The following is a 19,290-nucleotide window of genomic DNA, read 5'->3' on the forward strand; positions in this document are numbered from 1 at the left end:
AGACCATGGGCTACGAAGTTCTGGACGTGAAGCCGATGACCCGCCGGATCGGCGCCGAGGTGTTCGGGCTCGATCTCGGCAAGCCGCTCAGCAACCGACAGACCGCCGAGCTGCGCGAGGCCCTGGCCAATCATCAGGTGCTGTTCTTCCGCGACCAGGAGATGGACCACGACGCCCACAAGGCGGTCGGCCGGCTGTTCGGCGAACTGGCCATCCACTCGGCCATCCCCGGCATCGAGGGCCATCCGGAGATCGTCGCCATCCATGCCGACGGCGACTCCAAGTTCGTGGCCGGCGAGAACTGGCACTCCGACCTGACCTGCGATCCCGCGCCGCCCCTGGGCTCGATCCTCTACATGCCAGTCGTGCCAGAGAGCGGCGGCGATACCGTCTTCGCCTCGATGTACGCGGCCTACGACACCCTGTCGGACCGCATGAAGGCCTATCTGGAGGGGCTGCGGGCCGTCCACGACGCCAACCCGGTCTATCAGAAGCTCTTCCCGGACCTGGACCGGAAGTACAACCGCTCGGTCCATCCGGTGGTCCGCACCCATCCGGTGACGGGCAAGAAGCTGATCTTCGTCAACCCGTCCTACACCACCCACATCGAGGGCATGCCCGAGGACGAGAGCGCGGCCATCCTGAACTTCCTCTACGTCCACTGCATGAACCCCAACTACCAGGTCCGCTTCCGCTGGCGCGCCAACTCGGTCGCCTTCTGGGACAACCGCTGCACCTGGCACCAGGCCATCTGGGACTACTTCCCGGATACGCGGTCAGGGTTCCGGGTGACGGTGGCGGGGGATAAGCCGTTTTGAGGGGCTTCGACTAGAGCTTGTCTGCCTTCTTGCGTAGTATCTCAATATCGCTCAGTAGTTGCCCATTGCGGGCTTGCGCATCGTCTTCGAGCCTGTAGAGGAAGTCGGCGTTTTTAGCGTAAATTTGACGACGCGCATTCTCGATCATCGCAAAATTGAAGTCGGCGATCTGGCTGTCAGTAGCGTAGACTACTCTGTCAGTCCCTTCGAAGGTCCCGACTAGCGCCATGCTGGGCGCAAGGGGAAAGAGGACCATGGTGCCGCGACGGCCAAAGCCCGGAGGAGGACGTTTGTGGCCGAGTGCTGGAGGATCGGACCACATTAGGTAAACAGGCTGGTCACTAGTTATGAAGCCGGCTGTCCCATGCGGTGCGCGCAGCACCGTCCAGGCGCGCTCAAAAAATAGCGGCAGAACCTCTTCGAAGATATCCATCTCTGTGATCAAGTGGTCTGCGGGCGAGATGATGATGTCGTACCCTTGCTCCACAAAAGCGCGCATCTTCTTGAAATCAGTGTCTGCACTGGGATTGACGAAGCCCGACGCCTTGGCCTCCCTCATCTGACGTTCCCAAATCTCAGGCGACGAGATTGCTAAATCGATCGCCCTCTTCATGATCCGTTTGCGGAACCGGTCTGCGTTGGCGCGTACTCGAGGGTTCTTCACGGCGATCAAAGCGATCAGGTTGAGAATGTAATGGCGGTCGCTCCCGTCTTCGAATGTCCCTGTGGCGACGCATCGTTCTAGGGCGCAGCTGACATCGCTTTCGAAGACGGAGAAGGCCTTTTCCAGCGCATCGGCCTCGACATCAGTGTCGGCTAGGGAGTGAAAGTCGCGCTCCTGGGCCACGTTCCTGGTGCTGGAGGGAAAGGCAGCCAAACGCCGCAAGTCTACAACGTATACCTGCGGGCTATCCCGGTCGTCAGCGAACCCTTTGAGGTAACAGCGGGGAACGTAGCGATGACGTCTGGCAATCATAGACTGGAATATGGGCCATTTGAATCTGAACTCGAAGCCGTGAAGCAGCTATGAGAGCGTTTTGTCTTCCTTGAACCACGGCTCAGGAATATTGATGCACCTATCCCTACGTCGCGCGCTGGAGCGGCTTCATATGCTGACCGATCTTCTGGCGCGCTATGACGCCGAGATGCGGCGGGACCCGCCGTTGACTCAAGGGCTGGAAGCGACCCGGGTTGGCGGCCTGGTGCGGCTCAGCGAGCCCTACAACTGCATCGTCTATTCGGACCTTTCGGAGGCCGATGCGGAGGCTCAGGTGGGCGCCGAGGTCGCTCATATGCGCGCGACCGGTGGGGTGCTGGAGTGGAAGGTTCACGGGCATGACCGGCCAGGGGACCTGCCGCGCATTCTGGAGCGCCACGGCTTTGTCTCCGAGCCTGAGGAGACCCTGCTGGTTCGCGCGCTGGATGAGAGCCTGCTTGGGCGCGCGGACCCGGGCCTGTCGATCCGGACGGTGACGACGGCTGGGGATGTGGACGATTTCCTGAGGGCCGTCGAGGCGGCTTTCGGCCACCCGTTCGGCCACGATGCGGCGCTGCTGCTGGCTGACATTGGCGCAGGGGTGGCCTCAGCGCATGTGGCCTATGTGGACGGCGTTCCTGTGGCGGCGGGCCGGCTGGAGATGCCGCCGGGCCGCAGCTTCGCCGGCCTCTATACGGGCGGGGTGGCGCCGGCCTATCGCGGGCGCGGCCTCTATGGCGCCCTGGTGCAAAGCCGGGCGCGGGAGGCGGCCGCCCGGGGCTACGGCTATGTGATCACCGAGGCGCTGGAGACCAGCCGGCCGATCCTGGAAAGGCTCGGCTTCGCGCCGCTGACCACGGTCCAGGGCTGGGTGCTTGAGGCGCCGGCGAGCGAAGGCTGAGGAGGTTCGAACCCCCCGCCGCAGCCGGCGGCGGCCGCGGCGGGGAGGGGCTGACGGTCAAGGGGATGGCCCGTCAGGTCTTGGGGAAGCCGATGCTGGTGGAGAGGCCGGCCCAGTCGCCGATCTCGGTGGTCATCTGGCCCATCTTGCGCATGGCGTAGTGCAGGGCGTCTTCGCCCAGCAGCAGGTGCAGGGGCGCGTCATCTGCGCCTGCGATCTTCAGGATGGCGGCCGCGGCCCTCGTCGGGTCGCCGCTTTCCTGGCCGGCGTATTGCGCCAGCAGCTTCGGCGCCATGTGGGCGGTGTCGGCATAGTCGTCGATGACGTCGCTGGCGCGGGTCAGCGAGCGGCCGGCATAGTCGGTGCGCAGGCCGCCGGGCGCCACATTGGTGACCTTGATGCCTAAGGGCGCCACCTCCTGGGCCAGGGCCTCGCCCAGGCCTTCCAGGGCGAACTTGCTGGCGCAGTAGATCCCCGTCCCCGACCAGGCGGCCAGGCCGCTGACCGAGGTGATGTTGATCACATGGCCTGAGCGGCGGGCGCGCATGCCGGGCAGGGCTGAGCGCAGCACGGCCAGGGGGCCGAAGACATTGGCCTCGAACTGGGCGCGGGCCTCATGGAGGCTCGTTTCCTCCACGGCGCCGGTCAGGCCGTAGCCGGCGTTGTTGACCAGGATGTCGATGCCGCCGGCCAGCGCCTCAGCGCCTGCGATGGCCGCAGCCACGGCGGCCTCATCGGTGACGTCGGCGACGTAGCCGTGGGCCTTGGGGCCGAGGCCTGCGAAGGCGTCGCGGTCGGGGCCTTTGCGGACGGTGCCGGCCACGATGTCGCCGGCCTCCAGCGCGGCGAGGGCGAGCGCGCGGCCGAGGCCGCCGCTGACGCCGGTGATGAACCAGGTGCGCGTCATGTCAGTAGGGCGCGTCGCCCTTGGCCCACAGGCGGTGCATGGTCCGGAAGTACTTGGTGTCGTCGTAGAGGGTGCCGGTGTGCAGGGTGCAGCGGTTGTCCCACATCAGGATGTCGCCCACCTGCCACTTGTGGCGGAAGACGAAGGGCTCGCTGGTCATGAATTCCACCAACTCGTCCACCAGCTCCAGACCCTTGGGGTTCTCCATCCCCACCACCTCGGTCACCGTGCCGGTGGACGGCCAGAGCGCCTTGCGGCCATCGGCCGGGTGGGTGCGGATCAGGGGATGCTCCACGTCGGGGTTGTCGCGCTTGAGCTCTTCCGACAGCTCCTGGCGGCCGAACTCCCGGGTGGCCATGAAGTGCTGGTAGGAGTGGTGCAGGCGAAGGCCGTCGAGCTCCTTCTGGCGTTCCGGCGAAAGCGCATTCCAGGCCGCGCAGCCATCGGCCAGCAGGGTGTCGGAGCCCTCGTCGGGCACCTCGACGGCATAGAGCATGGTGCACATGACCGGCTGGGCCTTGTAGGAATAGTCGGTGTGCCAGCCGACGCCGTCATTGTGCGCGCCGATGGGTTTGCCATCCACCTCGCGGTTGGACAGGACGAACACCTTGGGGTGGCCGGGCAGGGTGAACTGCTTCTGGGTGTGGTCTTCGGGCTCGCCGAACAGGGCCACGAAATCCACCAGCTGGGCGGGCGTCATGTCCTGGCCGCGCAGCAGGATGGCGCCGTGCCGGTGGAAGGTGTCGACGACGCCGGCCAGGGTGTCGGCGTCGGCCCTGGCGAGGTCCACATCGAGGATCTCGGCGCCGAAGCCGGGCTTCAGCTCGCGGGTCTTGAGTTGGACGGCGGTGGTCATCGGCGCTGGCTCCGGCTGTGTGGGAACGACCTTAGCCGGGCAGGGGCGCGGCGGTCTTGTCCATCCGCGCACATTTGCTTGCCAGCGCCCGAGCAGGGGGTCGGGCGGCTGATCAGCCCCTGATCACCGCCGCCTGCAAAGGAGGCGATCAGGCGCTTTGGCTGTGCGCCGGCCAAGTTCTCGTGCGCGCTGGTGCAAGACCGGCCCCACGCTGGCGCCTACCGTCAAGGCCTCGACCGAACCGGAAGCCGAGGGTCCTAAAGCATGCGCGCGCACCTCTTGAACGACGCCTTCTTCGATGGGCTGACCACCTCCATGGAGGGGTTTGAGACCGCCGAGACCCTGCCGCCGGCCTGCTACGTCGACGCCGGCTTCTACGAGTTCGAGAAGGAGGCGGTGTTCAATCACGAATGGCTCTGCGTGGGCCGCGAGTCGTGGGTGAAGGAGGCCGGCGACTACTTCACCACCTCGATCATCGGCGAGCCCGTGGTGGTCGCCCGCACCCGCCAGGACGAGCTGGTGGCCATGAGTTCGGTCTGCCAGCACCGGGCCATGCTGGTGGCCGAGGGCCACGGCAACACCCGCGGCTTCGTCTGCCCCTACCACCACTGGACCTATGGCCTGGACGGCAAGCTGGTGAATGCGCCGGCCATGGAGCAGACCTGCGGCTTCGACAAGACCAAGATCGCCCTGCCCAGGTTCAAGGTCGAGGTGTGGCTGGGCTTCGTCTTCATCAATTTCGATCTGGACGCCGCCCCGCTGGCGCCGCGCCTGACCGAGATCGAGGCCGCGCTGGCCGGCTACGACCTGGCCAACGCCGAGGGGCCGCGCCCTGACCCGCCGGCCAAGTTCCCCTGGAACTGGAAGGTGATGTTCGAGAACAACAATGACGGCTACCACGCCAGCCGCCTGCACCAGGGGCCGCTGCACGACTTCGTCCCCAGCGCCCAGTCGGTCTTCCCCGATCCGCCGGAGGGCGCAGCCGGCTACCTGCGCTTCAACGGCACCCTGCACCCCGACGCCAGCTTCAACGTGACGCAAAAGGCCCTGCTGCCGGTCTTCCCCAAGCTGACGGATGTGGACCGCAACCGGATGACCTTCGCCAACATCCCGCCGACCCTGTCCCTGGTGGTGACCAGCGACATGGTGATCTATCTGATCGTCCGGGCCGATGGGGCCGAGACCCACGAGATGGACACCGGCCTGTTGTTTGCGCCCGGCGCCATGGAGGACCCGGCGTTCGAGCACAAGCTGGCCATGAACATGGCTGCGGCCGGCGCCATCATCTCCCAGGATCTGCATGTGGACGGCCTGGTGCAGGCGGGATTGCGCTCGCGCTTCGCCATCCGCGGTCGCTATTCCTGGCAGGAGGGCGCGCAGATCGCCTTCAACCGGTGGCTGACGCCGCGCTATCAGCAGACCTGGAAGGCGATGGCCGCCGACGCCGGCGCGCCGGCCGCAGCCCCCGTCGGGGTCCCGGCATGAGCGGGCCGGCCGAACGCCTGCCGGTGGTCTTCTTCGGCCACGGCAGTCCGATGATCGCCATCGAGACCAACGACACCACCGCAGCCTGGGGCGCCATCGGGGAGTCCATCGGCAAGCCCAGGGCCATCCTCTGCGTCTCGGCCCACTGGCTGACCCGCGGGGTGGGCGTCACCGCCATGGCCCAGCCGCGGACCATCCACGACTTCGGCGCGTCCTTCCCGCAGGCCCTGTTCAACGTCCAGTACCCCGCGCCTGGCGATCCGGCCCTGGCGCGCCGCGTGGCCGAGCTGCTGGCGCCTCTGCCCGTGGCGCAGGACGAGGCCTGGGGCCTGGACCACGGGACCTGGTCGGTGCTGTGCAAGGCCTATCCCAAGGCCGACGTGCCGGTGGTCCAGCTGTCCATGGACGCCAGCAAGCCGCCGGCCTGGCACTACGAGATGGGCCGCAAGATCGCCCCCTTGCGCGACGAGGGCGTGCTGATCGTCGCCACGGGCAACATCGTCCACAATCTGCCGGCCATGGACTGGGGCGCCCGCCATCGCCCGGCCTTCGACTGGGCCGCGGCCTTCAACGATCACATCAAGGCGGCCATCGCCAATGACGAGCCGCAGGCCGCGGTGGCCTATGAGGCCTTCGGCGAGGCGGCCAGCCGCTCGGTGCCGACGCCGGATCATTACTGGCCGCTGCTCTATGCGCTCGGCGCCCGGCTGCCCGGCGACCGCGCCGTCTTCGGCCCCGACCACATCGAGCACGGCTCGCTCAGCATGACCACGGTGATGCTCGACAGCCGCCCGGCCGCCCAGGCCGCCTGATTTCCAGCTTTCCCAAGGACGTCCCCATGGCCTTCATCTGCGAGCCGACCGAGACCCGGGCCGACACCCTGCCGGGCGCCCTGCACACCCTGAACGCCACGTCCAAGACCGTGCACTGGGGCTATTTCGATCCCGCCCGCGGCCCGGCCCTGAAGATCAAGAGCGGCGACCTGGTGCAGGCCGAGGCCATCACCCACCATGCCGGCGATGATCCCGAGCTGATGATGGACGAGGCGGTCACCGCCATCTTCCGCGAAATCCCCGAGGCCGACCGCAATCCCGGCGTCCACATCATGACCGGCCCCATCCATGTGGAGGGCGCCGAGCCTGGCGACATGCTGGAGGTGCGCTATCTGCGCATGGTCCCGCGCTGCAACTACGGCTCCAATCTCGCCGCCAACTGGGGCCACCTCTATGACGAGTTCGACCAGAAGGAGCGGGTGACCATCTATGAGCTGGACGCCAACGCCCAGACCGCCAGCGCCCTCTACGCCTATGACTTTCCCGGTAAGTATCTGACGCCGGGGACCATCACCAACTGCCCGGTCTGCGACCGCCAGGGCGCGCTGCCCGGGGTGCGGGTGCCGGTGCGGCCGCACCTGGGCACGGCCGGCGTCGCGCCGAACGTCAACGGCCGGGTCAGCACCATTCCGCCGGGCCTACACGGGGGCAATATCGACAACTGGCGCATCGGCGCGGGCGCGACCATGTACTATCCGGTGCAGGTGGACGGCGCCCTGTTCTCCATCGGCGATCCCCATGTCAGCCAGGGCGACGGCGAGATCAGCGGCACGGCCATCGAGGCCTCGCTGAACGTGCTGATGCAGATCGTCCTGCGCAAGGACTTCACCTTCCCGTCGCCCCTGCTCGAGACGCCGAACTGGTGGATTGTCCATGGGTTCGACCCCGATCTTAACCGGGCGATGAAGAACGCCTCCCTCGACATGCTGGGCCTGCTCACCGAGCAGCAGGGCCTGTCGCGCAACGACGCCTATTCCCTGATGAGCGTGGCCGCCGACTTCTCCATCACCCAGGTGGTGGACGGCACCCAGGGCATCCATGTGCGCATCCCCCGCGGCATCTTCCCGGCCAAGGGTTCGATGAAGGATCCTAGCTAGGGCGGGACCTTGAAGGCCTGGCAGTTCACCACCGACACCTATCTGAAGCCGGAGCGCCGGGACGCCTGGCGCGAGGCCATGGAGCGGCTGCGCCTGCCGGTGGGTGACCTGCCGACGGAGGGCGCCTTCCACGCCCAGGTCTCCAGCCTGACCTCGCCCATGGGGGTGGAGTTTTCGGTGGTGGCCTCCACGCCGCAGGAGATTTCCGGCCGCAATCCCCACCAGCCCGCCGCCATCTGGATGGCGGTCCTGCTGGAGGGGGAGGCGACCCTGCTGGATGGCGCGCGCGAGATTCCCATGGCGGCCGGCGACATCGTCTATGGCCCGACCGGCCACGCCGCCGGCCTGCGCCTGGAAAGCCGGTTTCGCCTGCTGTTCATCACCGCGCCGCGGGTGGCCCTGGACCACCGGCTGCTGGCCCCCTCGGCCCTGCGGCTTGGGCATCTGGCGGCAGGGCAGGGGATTAATCACGTCTTTTCAGGCCTGTTACGGGCGACAGCTGAATCTCTGGATGAGCTAACCTCGGACCAGCTACGTCCCGTCGAACTGGCGCTCACCGAATTCCTGGTGGCCTGCCTGGCCCAGGATGGCGGAGCGGCCGCGCGGGGCGGGGCGGAGGGCGCGCGGGCGGTGCAGATGCACCGAGTCCGCCAGACCATCGAGGTCCTGCTGGCCGAACCCGAACTCACCCTGCGCCGGGTGGCCGACGAGGACGGGGTCTCGCCCCGCTATCTGCAGAAGCTGTTCGCCGGCCAGAGGCAGAGCTTTACCGGCTATGTGCGCGGCCGGCGGCTGGAGCGCTGCCGGGCCGACCTCGCCAGTCCCGCCTGCGCCCAGCTCTCGATCTCGGAAATCTGCTTCCGCTGGGGGTTCAACGGCTCGGCCCATTTCAGCCGGGCCTTCCGCAGCGCTTATGGGCAGTCCCCCCGGGAGTACCGCCGCGCCGCTATCGGTGAGGCCGCCGCAGACCTGAGCGCCTAGGCGCTCGCCAGCAGCGCCTCGACCTCGGCGGCCAGGGGCATGGAGGCCGCCGCGCCGGCCCGGGTGACCGACAACGCCGCCGCAGCGTTGGCGAAGGCCATGGCGGCCGGCAGCGTCATACCCCGGTCCAGGCCAGCGGCGAGGGCGCCGCAGAAGCAGTCGCCGGCGCCGGTGGTGTCCACCGCCTGCTGGCGCAGGCCCGCGACGCGGAACACCTCATCCCCACGCACCGCCACTGCGCCCGCAGCCCCCAGGGTGGCGAGGACGGCCTGGCCGGGCCTGGCGAGGGACCGCGCCGCGGCGATGGCGGCCTCAGGATCGGCAGGTTCGGCGTCCAGACCCGCAAAGCTCGCCAGCTCCGTCTCATTGAGGATGAGGATGTCGGCCAGGGCGAGCAGCGGCGCGCCGTCTGACAGGGCCGGGGCGGTGTTGAGGATCTTGAGCGCGCCGGCCGCCTCGGGGCGGGTGAAGATCGTCTCGATGGCCGCCAGGGTCGCCTCGAACTGGGTGAGGATCACGCCGGCCCCGCCGAGGTCAGCAGCGCTCGCCGCCTCTGCGCCATAGAGGGCGTTGGCGCCCGCGGCCACGACGATCATGTTCCGCGCGGCGTCATCGACCGTGATGAAGGCCTGCCCGGTCGAGGCGTCCGCCTCACGCCGTACGCCGGCCACATCCACGCCGGCGCCGCCAAGGAAGTTCAGCATGACGCCGCCGGCCCCGTCCTGACCCACGGCGCCCAGCAGGCGGACCTTCGCCCCCAGCCGAGCGGCGGCCACGGCCTGGTTGGCGCCCTTGCCGCCAGGAAACTGGGCGAGACTTCGGCTGGCGACGGTCTCGCCGGGACGGGGCAGTTCGGCGACCTGCGCCACATGGTCCAGATTGACGCCGCCCAGGACGCAGACGCTCATGGGACGACTCCTCGCCAGTGCTCCAGGCGTCAGGACCTAGGACATTTGGCCTGAAATGTCAGTGGCGGAGGCGGTGCTCATATCGCCTTGGCGTGGCGCTGGGCGTCTGGCGCCAGATAGGCGTCGAACAGGGCGCAGATCGAGCGCACCAGCATTCGGCCCCGGGCCGTCACGCTGAGCGTGCGCCCGTCCCAGGTCGCCAGGCCGTCCTGCCGGAAGTCATGCAGTCGGGCGATGGCGTCCTCTAGCTCAGCCAGCTCGCGGCCATGCCGTTCGCAGGCGGCGGCCAGATCGACGGAGAAGTCGCACATCAGCCGCTCGATGATGTCGGCGCGGAAGCGGTCCTCGTCGGTCACCGCCACGCCGCGGGCGATGGGCAGGCGACCCTCGCCGACGGCCTGACGCCAGCCGAGCTCGGCGGTGACGTTCTGCACATAGCCGCCCGGCGTCGTGCCGATCGCCGAGGCGCCCAGGCCCAGCAGCGTGCCGGCCAAGTTGGTGGTGTAGCCCTGGAAGTTGCGGTGGAGGCTACCGTGCATCACCGCCTTGGCCAGGGTGTCCTCGGGCAGGGCGAAGTGGTCGAGGCCGATCTGAACATAGCCCTCGGCCTTCAGGCGCTCGGCGGCGGCCTGGCTCTGTTCCAGGCGCTCGGCGGGACCAGGCAGGGCGGCCTCGTCGATCAGTTGCTGGTGGGCCTTCATCCAGGGCACATGGGCGTAGCCGAACAGGGCCAGCCGCTCGGGCCGCAGGGTCAGCACCGCGTCCAGGGTGGCCAGCGTGTTGCGGGTGGTCTGGTGGGGCAGGCCATACATGAGGTCGAGGTTGATGGAGCCGACGCCGGCGGCCCGCAGGGCTTCGACGCAGTCGGCGATTTCCTCGAATTGCTCCTGCCGGTTGACCGCCTGCTGGACCTCGGGCGCCAGGTTCTGGACGCCGAGGCTCGCTCGCGACAGGCCATGGCGGGCGGCGGCGGCGATCCAGTCGCCCGACAGGACGGCGGGATCCAGCTCGGCGGCGATCTCGGCGTCAGGGGTGACCGCAAACGTCTGGCGCAGTCCGGCGAAGATGATGTGCAGCTCTTCGACGCTCAGCATGTTGGGCGAGCCGCCGCCCAGATGGATGTCCCGCACCTCCAGCCGCGCCGGCAGGGCCTGCGCCAGGGTGGCGAGCTCGCGCATCAGCAGGGTGACATAGTCGCGGATGGGCTCGCGTCTGGTCACCGCCCGGGTATTGCAGCCGCAGTACCAGCAGAGCCGCGTGCAGAACGGGATGTGCATGTAGACCGAGACCGGATCGCCCGGCGGCAGGGCGGCCAGCCAGCCGCGATAGGTCGCCTCATCCACGTCGGGCGTGAACTGCACGGCGGTGGGATAGCTGGTGTAGCGGGGCGCGCGACCGTCGTACTTGGCGATCAGGTGTGCGTCGGCGAGGGCGTGGGGATTGTAGAGCACGGTCATGGGGATGAGCCTGCTGAAGCGGCGCCGGCTCCGCCCTGACCGATGTCAAAGGCCGTGCTGGCGAAAAAGGAAAAGAGGAGCCCACCCTCGAAAAAGGGCAGGCTCCAGGCGACAGACGGTGGAAGAAGATCGCCGGCGCGGCTCTGCGGGTCCCGATGGCGTACGGGGGCAGGGGGATAGCCGCGCCGGCGGGCGCTGAAGCCGGAGGCCGGGGCCGAGGCGATGGTCGTCCGGTCCACAGGCTCCTATCCCGACGAACCGTTCGGCGGCCTGGGCTGGGCCGCGAAACGGAGGTCTATTCGGCGAGACGTTCCAGCGCATCCCAACGCTTCACGCGGAAGCGACGGCAGCCGTCGAACTCGACCACCGATGCGCCCTGGAGCTGGGTCAGCATCCGCGAGACGGTTTCGATGGTCAGTCCGAGATAATCAGCCATGTCCTGGCGGCCCATGGGCAGGGAGATCGGCTCGCCACCCTCGCGTTCGGCCAGATCCATGAGGAAGGAGGCGACCTTTTCACAGGCGGTCTTGCGCCCAAGCACCAGCAGATGCTCCTGGGCGCGCTCTAGCTCGCGGCGGGTCGCCTCCCAGATGGCGCGGTCCACGGCCTCGTCGCCGGCGAAGGTCTTCAGCGCACTGCGCTTGACCACCAGCAGGAGGCTGTCGCTGAGCGCCTCGGCGGAAAATCGGTGAATGTCGCCGGTCTCCAGCCCCACCAGGTCGCCCGGGTAGTAGAAACTGCCCACCTGCCGTCGGCCATCGCTCAGGAGGCGCGTGGTGCGCACCGCGCCGGAGACGACGAGGTAGGTCAGGTCGGCCTCCTCATCCTGGCAGAAGATCTCTTCGTCCTTGGCGAAGTTCATTCTCAGGCCCAGCCGCTCCATCACTTCAGACAGAGCGGTGACGCCGACGTGGGCGGACGGTGCGTAGGCGAGGGTCATGGCGGGGTTCCTTGAGCCGTTGACCGAATAGTCGCGCCACGGCCGCCGCCTCGAAATTCGGGGGCTTCACCTAAGTAGCCCTACGGAGGCTCGGCTTGACCTTGGTCAACGCCCAAGGCTGCGCCAGAGCCGAAGGTGGACCCAGGGAGACGCCCCATGACCGCCAAAGCCAAGACGCCGCGCCGCATCCTTCTGGTCAACGGCCATCCCGACCCCCGGCCGGACCGTCTCTGTTCGGCCCTGGCCACCGCCTATGGCGAGGGGGCGAGCTCTGCCGGCCACACCGTCCGGCGGGTGGATGTCGGCGCGCTGGATTTGCCGCCGATCAGCTCTCAGGCCGACTTCATGGCCGAGGCGAGCCCCGTCGTCGCCGAACTGCAGCAGGCCCTGCGCGCCGCCGACCATCTCGTGCTGATCTACCCGCTTTGGCTCGGCGCCCCGCCCGCGGTGTTCAAGGCGTTCCTGGAGCAGGTGTTCCGCTATGGCGTCGCGCTGTCCGCGCCGGGGGGCGAGAAGGGCCTGAAAGGATTGCTGGCTGGCCGATCCGCGCGAGTGATCGTCACCATGGGCATGCCGGCCGTCATCTTCCGACTGCTCTTCTTCGCTCACGGACTGAAGTGCGTCAGCCGCGGCGTGCTGTGGGTATCGGGCTTCCGCCCGATCCGGGAGACGGCGTTGGGACCGGCCGAGGGCCGCGACCCCCGGCGACGGCTGCAGTGGCTTGCGCGAGCGCGCCGCCTCGGCGCGGCGGCGGCCTAGGGCGCCTGAAGGGCCAGGACGTCGTGGATTCGGGCCAGGAGAAGGTCGCCGAGCAGCGGCTTCTCCACCAGGATCGCCTTCAGGCGTTCGACGCGGGCATGCACGTCCGGCTTGGGGGGGCTGGTGATCAGGATCGCCGGCAGGGCCACGCCCCGCGCCCGCAGCGCCTCAAGGACATCCAGCCCGGTGCCGGTTTCCAGGCGATAGTCCAGCACCAGGCACGCGTCGCGCTCGGGCAGGGCCTGGGTCATGAGCTGCTCGCCGGTTTCGCAGGCCAACACCTGATAACCCTCGATCTCCAGCAGAAAGGTGAGCGCCTGGCGCAGGGCCGCATCGTCATCCAGCAGGACGACCATGGGGGTGGGGCGGGCGACGATGGGCATGGGGCGAGCAAACCAAGAAGGCGGAAAGCCGTTCCATCCGGGATCGCCGCCGACGGCGCCTTGATGCATCGCAAGGACGCCTCAGGGGCGGATCAGCAGCACCATGCGGATCAGCTCCGACAGTCCGCGCGCGCCGGTCTTGGACATGACATTGGCGCGGTAGACCTCGACCGTGCGCGGGCTGATCCCCAGCTCATGAGCGATCACCTTGTTCAGCTTGCCGTCCACGACGCCCTCAAGCACCTCTTGCTCGCGAGGGGAGAGGCTGTCGAGGATGCTCCGGACCCGCTCCCGCTCGGGATCCTGGCTTTCGCCGGCCCCGATGTCCTGCGCCGCGTGAATGGCCGAGAGGAGGCTTTCGTCGTCGAAGGGCTTTTCAAGGAAGTCGACGACCCCGGCCTTCATCGCTTCCACCGCCAGGGGAACGTCGCCGTGGCCGGTGATCATGATGACTGGATGGGGCGCGCCTCTGGCCTTCAGCCGCCGTACAAGTTCCAGGCCGGTCATCTCCGGCATGCGGATGTCGGTGACGATCACGCCGGGCGGGGCGCTATCGAGCGCCGCAAGAAACTGGGGCGCCGATTCATAGGTCAGGGGGCTGAGGCCGGCGGTGTCCAACAGGAAGGCCAGAGACTGACGCATGGCCTCGTCGTCATCGATCACATGCACCACGGACTCAGCCATCGCTCTCCAACTCCTCACGCCGCACCGCGCGAAGGGTGAACCGGAACACCGTGCCACCGCCAGGATTGGGCTCAGCCCAGATCCGCCCCCCATGCGCCTCCACGATCGTTCGCGAGATCGAGAGGCCCACACCCATACCTTGCGGCTTGGTGGTCACGAAAGGCTGGAAGAGCTGATCGGCCATCTCCTCGGCGATGCCAGGCCCCGTGTCGCTGACGATCACGGCCACCATTTCATCGTCGGTGGGCCGGGTGGCGACGGTGAGCTCCCGGCGCGGCGAGGCCTCCATGGCGTCGATGGCGTTGCGCATCAGGTTCAGGACCACCTGCTGGACCTGCACCTTGTCGGCGAGGACGAGCTCGAGGGTGTGGTCGATGTCGAAGCGCAGGCGCACGCCGCGCTCCTTGGCGCCGATCATGGCCAGGGCGCCGGCTTCCTCGAGTAGCTGGGGCAGGTTCTCGATCCGGCGATCAGCCTCGCCCTTGGAGACGAAGTCCCGCAGGCGCCGGATGATCTGGCCGGCGCGCAGCGCCTGGTCGGCGGCGTTGGAGAGCGCCCCCTTGATCTTGGCGCGGTCGGGCTCAGGGGCGTCCAGCAGGCGCTCGGAGCCCTTCACATAGTTGGCGATGGCCGAAAGCGGCTGGTTCAACTCATGGGCCAAGGCCGAGGCCATCTCCCCCAGGGCCGTGAGGCGCGAAACATGGACCAGCTCCGACTGCAGGTCCTGCACTCGACGCTCGGTGCTCTGGCGTTCGGTGAGGTCGCGGACGAAGCCGGTGAAGAAGCGACTGCCGCTGGCCTCCATCTCGCCGACCGCCAGTTCCATGGGAAAGGTCGAGCCATCCTTGCGTTCGCCCACCACGACCCGGCCGATGCCGATGATCCGCCGTTCGCCGGTCTGCATATAGCGGGCGAGATAGGAGTCGTGCTGCTCGCGATAGGGGCTGGGCATCAGGGCCGAGACGTTGCGCCCTATGGCCTCGTCCGCCCGCCATCCGAACAGCCGCTCTGCCGCGACGCTGAATGCGCGCATGACGCCCTGATGATCGATGACGATCATGGCGTCGGGCACCGTTTCCAGAATCGAGCGCAGCCGCGCCTCACTCTCAGCCAGATGCATGATCGCCGCCCCGCCCTGAGCGGTTCGTCGCTGATGGATGTGGCCGGCCCCACCGACGCACAGCCCGGCGATCAGATAGAGGGCGGTGTCGAGGAGGTTGCCGGGATCGGCGAACAGGCTGGTTCCACCCAGGCCCGCGACGACCGCCAGGCCGCCAAGGGTGGCCAGAATGGCGGCGCCGAACCCTCCTGCCAGCCCCCCGACCACGGCCGCAGGCAGGAAGATCAGGTAGATGGTCCTATCCTGCGTCAGCGGCTGGGCCAGCAGATAGGCGCCCGCACAGGCCGTCAGGGCGCTCGCCGTCCAGGCATAGGGCCGCCAGGCCGCTGTAACGTTCTCGCGTTCCTGGATGAACCAAGGCATGAGGAGATGCGGTAGAAGGGCGGCCCGGCCTTGGCAAGCCGCACGTCGCGCCGGACTCATTGGTCTGGGCTGCAGGGAAGGGGACTGTTCATGGTGCTGTCGGCCGTCCTGCAGTTCCTGATCGCAGCGACGCTCATCGAGCTGACGCCGGGACCGAACATGGGCTACCTGGCCCTGGTCTCGGCGCGTCGTGGTCTGGGGGCTGGCCTGCTGACGGTGGTCGGGGTGACGCTCGGTCTGGCCGCGCATCTGGTCGCCGCGGCCGTAGGCTTGTCGCAAATGGCCGCCGGCCAGCCGGTGTTTTACCAGGTCCTGAGATGGGGTGGGGTGGCCTATCTCCTCTGGCTGGCCTTCGACGCCTGGCGCAGCCGCGCGGCCCCGACTGAGCTTGACCAGGCCGGGGAGGGCGATTGGCGCGACGTCCGACGCGGCTTCGTGACCAACGTGCTCAATCCCAAGGCCCTGATCTTCTATCTGACGATTATCCCGAGCTTCGTCCCAGCCGACACGACCAATGGGCCGTGGGTCTTCCTAAGCCTCGGCGCCCTCCACCTGGCGGTGTCGGTGGCAGTCCACCTGGGCCTGGTGGCGCTAGGGGCGAGAGCCTATGGCTGGATCGCTCAGGCAGGCCGCGCGCGCAGGGTGCAGGGCGCCTTCGCCATCGGCCTTGTGGCGGTGGCGGCCTGGGTGGCCTGGAGCACGCGCGGCGGCTGAGGCGGCGTCAACCGTTGCGTCTGTTGGCCTTACGCACATTGGCCTTGCTCATGTTGGCCCAGGTGCTGACGCCGAGCAGGGTCGCGCCAAAGGCGCCGAAGGTCGCCAGAACCAGGGCCAGGTAGAGATCATGGACAGTCATGGGGTGCTCCTCTCGTCTTGTGACGGAGAAGATCAGCCCAGCTTGGCCGCCCGAAAATTCCGGTCCGGCGCCTAGGTAGGACTACGGAGGCGCGGCCAGGGTCGAAGGTCGGCTAGGATCGGGCGAGCGGGAGGTAACGCCATGCGCCATGTCCTGATGGTTCTGATCCTGGCGGTGACGCTGACAGCCTGCGCGACCGGCGAGGGCCCGCCGCCGGCGCCCCTCAGCCCTGCCGCCGAGCGCGGCCAGCAGTTCGTCTTGCGGGCCTGTGCAGGCTGTCATGCCGTGGCCGGGCGCGAGGCCAGCCCCAACGCTGTGGCCCCGGCCTTCGCCAGCATACGCATGCGGCACACCGAGATCGGCCTGGAACGGAGCCTGGCTCAGATCGCCCGGGAAGGTCACGGCGAGATGCCGCCCATCTACATGACCGACGCCGAGATGAACGACATTGTCGCCTATATCGAGTCCCTGGGACCGGTCGCCGCGACCCCGGGGCATGACGGCGATCTGCAATATACGTCCGTCGGCGGCGCGGCGCCGATCTAGACAATCCGGCGGGTCCATCGCCCATAGCGGCCGGCGATCGGCCCCCGCGGAACGGCCAAAGCGATCAGGGCCAGGCCGCAGACCAGACTGGCGACGGTCTGAGCATTGGAGCCTTCGAAGGTGAACGGTGTCACCAGCAGAGCCACCCCTAGCAGCGGCAACGCCAGGCGCGCGGTCCGCGTCACGTCGGCGGCCGCGATGGCTACCGTGGTCACCACCAGGGCGCCGATCAGGTGGTCGGCGTCGGCCATTGCGCCCTCTGCGCCCAGGGTCAGGCGCGTGAACATCAGCCAGACGCCAATCAGGGTCGCCAGGGCCAGGTTCCAGGGCAGGTTCACCCCCCCTTGGACCATGTCCTTGGCTATGGCGCCGAAAGGCCGGGCAAGTTCGTCGACGGCGGGCTCGTTCGGCCCCTCGTCGGTGTCGCCGCGGAGCAGGGTGCGCAGGATCGGATGGCCGGCCCGCTTGCGCCGCGCCAGGAACTGCAGGCTCGCGATCAGCTCGTCCATCGCATAGGGGACCTGTAGCAGCATGGCCGCCGCCCCTATCAGGCACAGGGTGCACCAGGTGCCAATGACGATCGGCTGGATGATGATGAAGCCGATGGAGACCACGCCGAGCGGCACGATCATCAGACCAAAGGCGATCACCAGCCAAGGCATGGTGCGCCAGCGGCGCCGCGAGCCGATGATCCCGGTGACGATCTCCAGCGCATAGACCAGGGCGCCGATGGCGGCGTCGGGGATCGGCCAGGCCTCGGACACCTCCGAGGTGATGATCTCTTCCGTGCCGTTCTTCGGATCAGGGCCGCCGGCGAAGAAGGGCTCCCATACCGAGTCGATATGGCCCAGCTGATAGGCGGCGAGCGACAGGGAGAAGAAGAGGCCAAACAGCGCCAGGGCGATGATCGGCAGCCTCTGGACCCAGTCCGAGGGATTGTAGCTCCAGCCCGGCGGCGTGGTCGGCCCATCGAGCTCGGCCACGGGTGAGACGCCGGGATCGGGGCGGAAGCCTAGCGCAAAACCCATGGCCAGGCCCCCGACCAGCAGGGCGTTCAGAAACGCGCCGGACGCAGGCGTCCAGAACAACATGGGCGCAAAGACGATCCATAGGCCGACGACGGCGGCGGCGAATCTCGCCAGCCAGAAGCGCGGGCTGAGCGATAGCCCGCCGAGCACCATCAAGGCCAAGCCGGACGCCAGCTGGCTGATGAGAAACCGGTCGTCGTCGAGGCCCAGAAGGGGGGAGACCGCCACCAGCCAGGCGCCCAGGCCCATATTCACCAGATGCGCCCAGCGATGGGCGCCATGGGCGGTCTGAACCTGGCTCTCGTAGCTCTGACGCACCTGTTCGGGATCGAGCCCTTCGGCTTCGGCGTCGTCAATCCAAGCCGGGATCGGCACGCCATTGGCCTCATGCCAGGCCTTCGGATCGTCCTTGAGCCCCTGGACCAGGGCCGGCATCACCTCGGCCAGCCTGTGACGGGGCGTCCAGCCCAGCCAGGACCTGGCCCGGCTGATGTCCAGGGCGTAGTGGTCGTCGGCCATCCGCACCATGAACGGGCGGATGAACGGCTTCTCCCCCTGGTCCAGGGCGTCGGGCACCACCGGCTCGAGCTTTTCCTGCGCCCAGGCGCCGGCGGCGGCGATCGGCTTGGGGGCCTGCAGGGTCGGCCAGTCCTCGCCATGAATGAGTTGGCCGACCTGATCCTGAATCTGCTGGTAGGAGAGGGCGTCCGGCTCGCCCACGAGGATGGCCGCGTCGGCCGGCAGCTCGCCCCGGCGATCCACCGTCCGGACGAAGGCCTCGACCATGTCGTCCTTGTGCAGCATCGACTGGCCCACATCGGTGTCGCCGGAATAGAGGTGGCTCTCGAAGTCCCGGGCATAGATGCGGGCGATCTGCTGCGACAGGGTCGGGACGGCGGCCGCCTCGTCATAGACCCCGGCCAGCCGCAGCAGCACATAGGGGATGTGACCGTGGGCCTCGGCTATGGCGGCTTCAGCCGCGGCCTTGGACTGGGGATAGATCCAGCGAGGGTCGAGGGGCTGGCTCTCGTCTAGTGTCTCGCCGGGACGAACCGGCGCGTGGACCAGCATGGTGCTGGCATAGACGAACTGCTCGACCTCGAACGCCTGCAGGGCGTTGAGGAAGAGCCGCGTCCCCTGGACATTCAGCTTCTCGTAGAGCGGATGATCTTCGCCGCTGAAATCGAAATAGGCCGCCAGGTGAATGACGCTGGAGAGCCGGCCGCCAAAGCGGTTTCGCACCTCGCCCAGAGCCTCTTCGATAGACTCCTTGTCCGTCAAATCGGCTTCGATGAGCGGAAAGGTGTCGCTGTCGCCTTTCAGATCCAGGCCAACGACCTGGTAGTCTGCGGCCAGTCCCTGGGCGAGGGCGGCGCCCAGATTCCCGGCGGC

20 protein-coding genes are annotated in these 19,290 nt (G+C 68.0%); 9 read left to right on the forward strand and 11 right to left on the reverse strand.

All coding sequences use genetic code 11. From position 1 onward, the window contains the following. The first annotated feature begins 5 nt into the window (after nt 1-5). Entirely contained in the window at nt 6-818 is an 813-nt protein-coding gene (locus V7702_RS08670; protein ID WP_335649717.1) for a TauD/TfdA dioxygenase family protein, read from the forward strand. A 10-nt stretch (nt 819-828) separates the two neighbouring features. Here the strand turns inward: V7702_RS08670 and V7702_RS08675 are convergent, their stop codons facing one another. Continuing rightward, nucleotides 829-1,794, reverse strand: a complete 966-nt coding sequence (locus tag V7702_RS08675) for a DUF4238 domain-containing protein (RefSeq protein ID WP_335649718.1) — start codon at nt 1,792-1,794, stop codon at nt 829-831. Nucleotides 1,795-1,927: 133 nt separating this feature from the next. Between V7702_RS08675 and V7702_RS08680 the strand changes: the two genes are divergently transcribed. Further along, on the forward strand, nt 1,928-2,695 hold the full coding sequence (locus tag V7702_RS08680; RefSeq protein WP_335649719.1) for a GNAT family N-acetyltransferase: 768 nt from the start codon (nt 1,928-1,930) through the stop codon (nt 2,693-2,695). A 73-nt stretch (nt 2,696-2,768) separates the two neighbouring features. On the opposite strand, the gene V7702_RS08685 is transcribed toward V7702_RS08680, so the two are convergent. Next, nucleotides 2,769-3,602, reverse strand: coding sequence for an oxidoreductase (locus V7702_RS08685; RefSeq protein ID WP_335649720.1), 834 nt, complete (start codon nt 3,600-3,602; stop codon nt 2,769-2,771). Nucleotide 3,603: 1 nt separating this feature from the next. Continuing rightward, the gene (locus V7702_RS08690; RefSeq protein ID WP_335649721.1) at nt 3,604-4,458 is read right to left on the reverse strand and encodes a TauD/TfdA dioxygenase family protein; all 855 of its coding nucleotides are present in this window, start codon (nt 4,456-4,458) and stop codon (nt 3,604-3,606) included. 264 nt (nt 4,459-4,722) lie between these two features. On the opposite strand from V7702_RS08690, the gene V7702_RS08695 reads away from it, so the two are divergent. The 4 genes from V7702_RS08695 to V7702_RS08710 are packed head-to-tail and all read left to right on the forward strand — an operon-like array spanning nt 4,723 to nt 8,854. After that, nucleotides 4,723-5,943 carry an aromatic ring-hydroxylating oxygenase subunit alpha gene (locus V7702_RS08695; RefSeq protein WP_335649722.1) on the forward strand — a complete coding sequence of 407 codons (1,221 nt, stop codon included), beginning with the start codon at nt 4,723-4,725 and terminating at the stop codon, nt 5,941-5,943. Beyond that, nucleotides 5,940-6,755 carry a 4,5-DOPA dioxygenase extradiol gene (gene ygiD / locus V7702_RS08700; protein WP_335649723.1) on the forward strand — a complete coding sequence of 272 codons (816 nt, stop codon included), beginning with the start codon at nt 5,940-5,942 and terminating at the stop codon, nt 6,753-6,755. The genes V7702_RS08695 and ygiD overlap by 4 nt, the downstream gene beginning before the upstream one ends. A gap of 26 nt (nt 6,756-6,781) precedes the next feature. Beyond that, a complete protein-coding gene (locus tag V7702_RS08705; protein ID WP_335649724.1) occupies nt 6,782-7,873 on the forward strand; it encodes an acetamidase/formamidase family protein in 1,092 nt (363 codons plus the stop codon). Between the two features lie 9 nt (nt 7,874-7,882). After that, entirely contained in the window at nt 7,883-8,854 is a 972-nt protein-coding gene (locus tag V7702_RS08710) for a helix-turn-helix domain-containing protein (RefSeq protein ID WP_335649725.1), read from the forward strand. On the opposite strand, the gene V7702_RS08715 is transcribed toward V7702_RS08710, so the two are convergent. The 3 genes from V7702_RS08715 to V7702_RS08725 all read right to left on the reverse strand — a co-directional run bounded on the left by V7702_RS08715 (nt 8,851) and on the right by V7702_RS08725 (nt 12,159). Next, nucleotides 8,851-9,762, reverse strand: coding sequence for a ribokinase (locus tag V7702_RS08715; RefSeq protein ID WP_335649726.1), 912 nt, complete (start codon nt 9,760-9,762; stop codon nt 8,851-8,853). The two genes, V7702_RS08710 and V7702_RS08715, sit on opposite strands and share 4 nt — an antisense overlap. A gap of 77 nt (nt 9,763-9,839) precedes the next feature. Then, a complete protein-coding gene (gene hemN / locus V7702_RS08720; RefSeq protein WP_335649727.1) occupies nt 9,840-11,219 on the reverse strand; it encodes an oxygen-independent coproporphyrinogen III oxidase in 1,380 nt (459 codons plus the stop codon). 295 nt (nt 11,220-11,514) lie between these two features. Then, nucleotides 11,515-12,159, reverse strand: coding sequence for a helix-turn-helix domain-containing protein (locus tag V7702_RS08725; protein ID WP_335649728.1), 645 nt, complete (start codon nt 12,157-12,159; stop codon nt 11,515-11,517). 156 nt (nt 12,160-12,315) lie between these two features. Here V7702_RS08725 and V7702_RS08730 point away from each other — a divergent pair, with 156 nt between their 5' ends. Further along, nucleotides 12,316-12,918 carry an NAD(P)H-dependent oxidoreductase gene (locus tag V7702_RS08730; RefSeq protein ID WP_335649729.1) on the forward strand — a complete coding sequence of 201 codons (603 nt, stop codon included), beginning with the start codon at nt 12,316-12,318 and terminating at the stop codon, nt 12,916-12,918. Here V7702_RS08730 and V7702_RS08735 read toward each other — a convergent pair. The 3 genes from V7702_RS08735 to V7702_RS08745 form a co-directional block, all read right to left on the reverse strand. Then, entirely contained in the window at nt 12,915-13,301 is a 387-nt protein-coding gene (locus V7702_RS08735) for a response regulator transcription factor (protein ID WP_335649730.1), read from the reverse strand. The two genes, V7702_RS08730 and V7702_RS08735, sit on opposite strands and share 4 nt — an antisense overlap. Before the next feature lie 81 nt (nt 13,302-13,382). Beyond that, complete coding sequence (gene fixJ / locus V7702_RS08740) at nt 13,383-13,985, reverse strand: response regulator FixJ (protein ID WP_335649731.1); 603 nt, start codon at nt 13,983-13,985, stop codon at nt 13,383-13,385. Then, nucleotides 13,978-15,468 carry a PAS domain S-box protein gene (locus V7702_RS08745; RefSeq protein ID WP_335649732.1) on the reverse strand — a complete coding sequence of 497 codons (1,491 nt, stop codon included), beginning with the start codon at nt 15,466-15,468 and terminating at the stop codon, nt 13,978-13,980. The genes fixJ and V7702_RS08745 overlap by 8 nt, the downstream gene beginning before the upstream one ends. 90 nt (nt 15,469-15,558) lie before the next feature. Here V7702_RS08745 and V7702_RS08750 point away from each other — a divergent pair, with 90 nt between their 5' ends. After that, nucleotides 15,559-16,182 carry a LysE family translocator gene (locus V7702_RS08750; protein WP_335649733.1) on the forward strand — a complete coding sequence of 208 codons (624 nt, stop codon included), beginning with the start codon at nt 15,559-15,561 and terminating at the stop codon, nt 16,180-16,182. A gap of 7 nt (nt 16,183-16,189) precedes the next feature. Here V7702_RS08750 and V7702_RS08755 read toward each other — a convergent pair whose 3' ends face one another. Continuing rightward, nucleotides 16,190-16,324, reverse strand: coding sequence for a hypothetical protein (locus V7702_RS08755; protein WP_335649734.1), 135 nt, complete (start codon nt 16,322-16,324; stop codon nt 16,190-16,192). A gap of 141 nt (nt 16,325-16,465) precedes the next feature. Here V7702_RS08755 and V7702_RS08760 point away from each other — a divergent pair, with 141 nt between their 5' ends. After that, on the forward strand, nt 16,466-16,870 hold the full coding sequence (locus tag V7702_RS08760) for a c-type cytochrome (RefSeq protein WP_335649735.1): 405 nt from the start codon (nt 16,466-16,468) through the stop codon (nt 16,868-16,870). Here the strand turns inward: V7702_RS08760 and V7702_RS08765 are convergent. Continuing rightward, on the reverse strand, nt 16,867-19,290 hold a 2,424-nt coding region (locus V7702_RS08765; protein WP_335649736.1), incomplete at its 5' end, for a vitamin K epoxide reductase family protein. The two genes, V7702_RS08760 and V7702_RS08765, sit on opposite strands and share 4 nt — an antisense overlap.

The sequence above is a fragment of the Phenylobacterium sp. genome (genome assembly GCF_036963605.1).
Classification (GTDB): domain Bacteria; phylum Pseudomonadota; class Alphaproteobacteria; order Caulobacterales; family Caulobacteraceae; genus Phenylobacterium.

Coding starts and splice junctions, on each gene's coding strand:
- V7702_RS08670 (WP_335649717.1), top strand. CDS start 6: ATGGGCTACGAAGTTCTGGACGTGAAGCCGATGACCCGCCGGATCGGC.
- V7702_RS08715 (WP_335649726.1), bottom strand. CDS start 9,762: ATGAGCGTCTGCGTCCTGGGCGGCGTCAATCTGGACCATGTGGCGCAG.
- V7702_RS08680 (WP_335649719.1), top strand. CDS start 1,928: ATGCTGACCGATCTTCTGGCGCGCTATGACGCCGAGATGCGGCGGGAC.
- V7702_RS08705 (WP_335649724.1), top strand. CDS start 6,782: ATGGCCTTCATCTGCGAGCCGACCGAGACCCGGGCCGACACCCTGCCG.
- V7702_RS08735 (WP_335649730.1), bottom strand. CDS start 13,301: ATGCCCATCGTCGCCCGCCCCACCCCCATGGTCGTCCTGCTGGATGAC.
- V7702_RS08690 (WP_335649721.1), bottom strand. CDS start 4,458: ATGACCACCGCCGTCCAACTCAAGACCCGCGAGCTGAAGCCCGGCTTC.
- ygiD (WP_335649723.1), top strand. CDS start 5,940: ATGAGCGGGCCGGCCGAACGCCTGCCGGTGGTCTTCTTCGGCCACGGC.
- V7702_RS08730 (WP_335649729.1), top strand. CDS start 12,316: ATGACCGCCAAAGCCAAGACGCCGCGCCGCATCCTTCTGGTCAACGGC.
- V7702_RS08725 (WP_335649728.1), bottom strand. CDS start 12,159: ATGACCCTCGCCTACGCACCGTCCGCCCACGTCGGCGTCACCGCTCTG.
- V7702_RS08695 (WP_335649722.1), top strand. CDS start 4,723: ATGCGCGCGCACCTCTTGAACGACGCCTTCTTCGATGGGCTGACCACC.
- V7702_RS08750 (WP_335649733.1), top strand. CDS start 15,559: ATGGTGCTGTCGGCCGTCCTGCAGTTCCTGATCGCAGCGACGCTCATC.
- fixJ (WP_335649731.1), bottom strand. CDS start 13,985: ATGGCTGAGTCCGTGGTGCATGTGATCGATGACGACGAGGCCATGCGT.
- V7702_RS08745 (WP_335649732.1), bottom strand. CDS start 15,468: ATGCCTTGGTTCATCCAGGAACGCGAGAACGTTACAGCGGCCTGGCGG.
- hemN (WP_335649727.1), bottom strand. CDS start 11,219: ATGACCGTGCTCTACAATCCCCACGCCCTCGCCGACGCACACCTGATC.
- V7702_RS08685 (WP_335649720.1), bottom strand. CDS start 3,602: ATGACGCGCACCTGGTTCATCACCGGCGTCAGCGGCGGCCTCGGCCGC.
- V7702_RS08675 (WP_335649718.1), bottom strand. CDS start 1,794: ATGATTGCCAGACGTCATCGCTACGTTCCCCGCTGTTACCTCAAAGGG.
- V7702_RS08760 (WP_335649735.1), top strand. CDS start 16,466: ATGCGCCATGTCCTGATGGTTCTGATCCTGGCGGTGACGCTGACAGCC.
- V7702_RS08755 (WP_335649734.1), bottom strand. CDS start 16,324: ATGACTGTCCATGATCTCTACCTGGCCCTGGTTCTGGCGACCTTCGGC.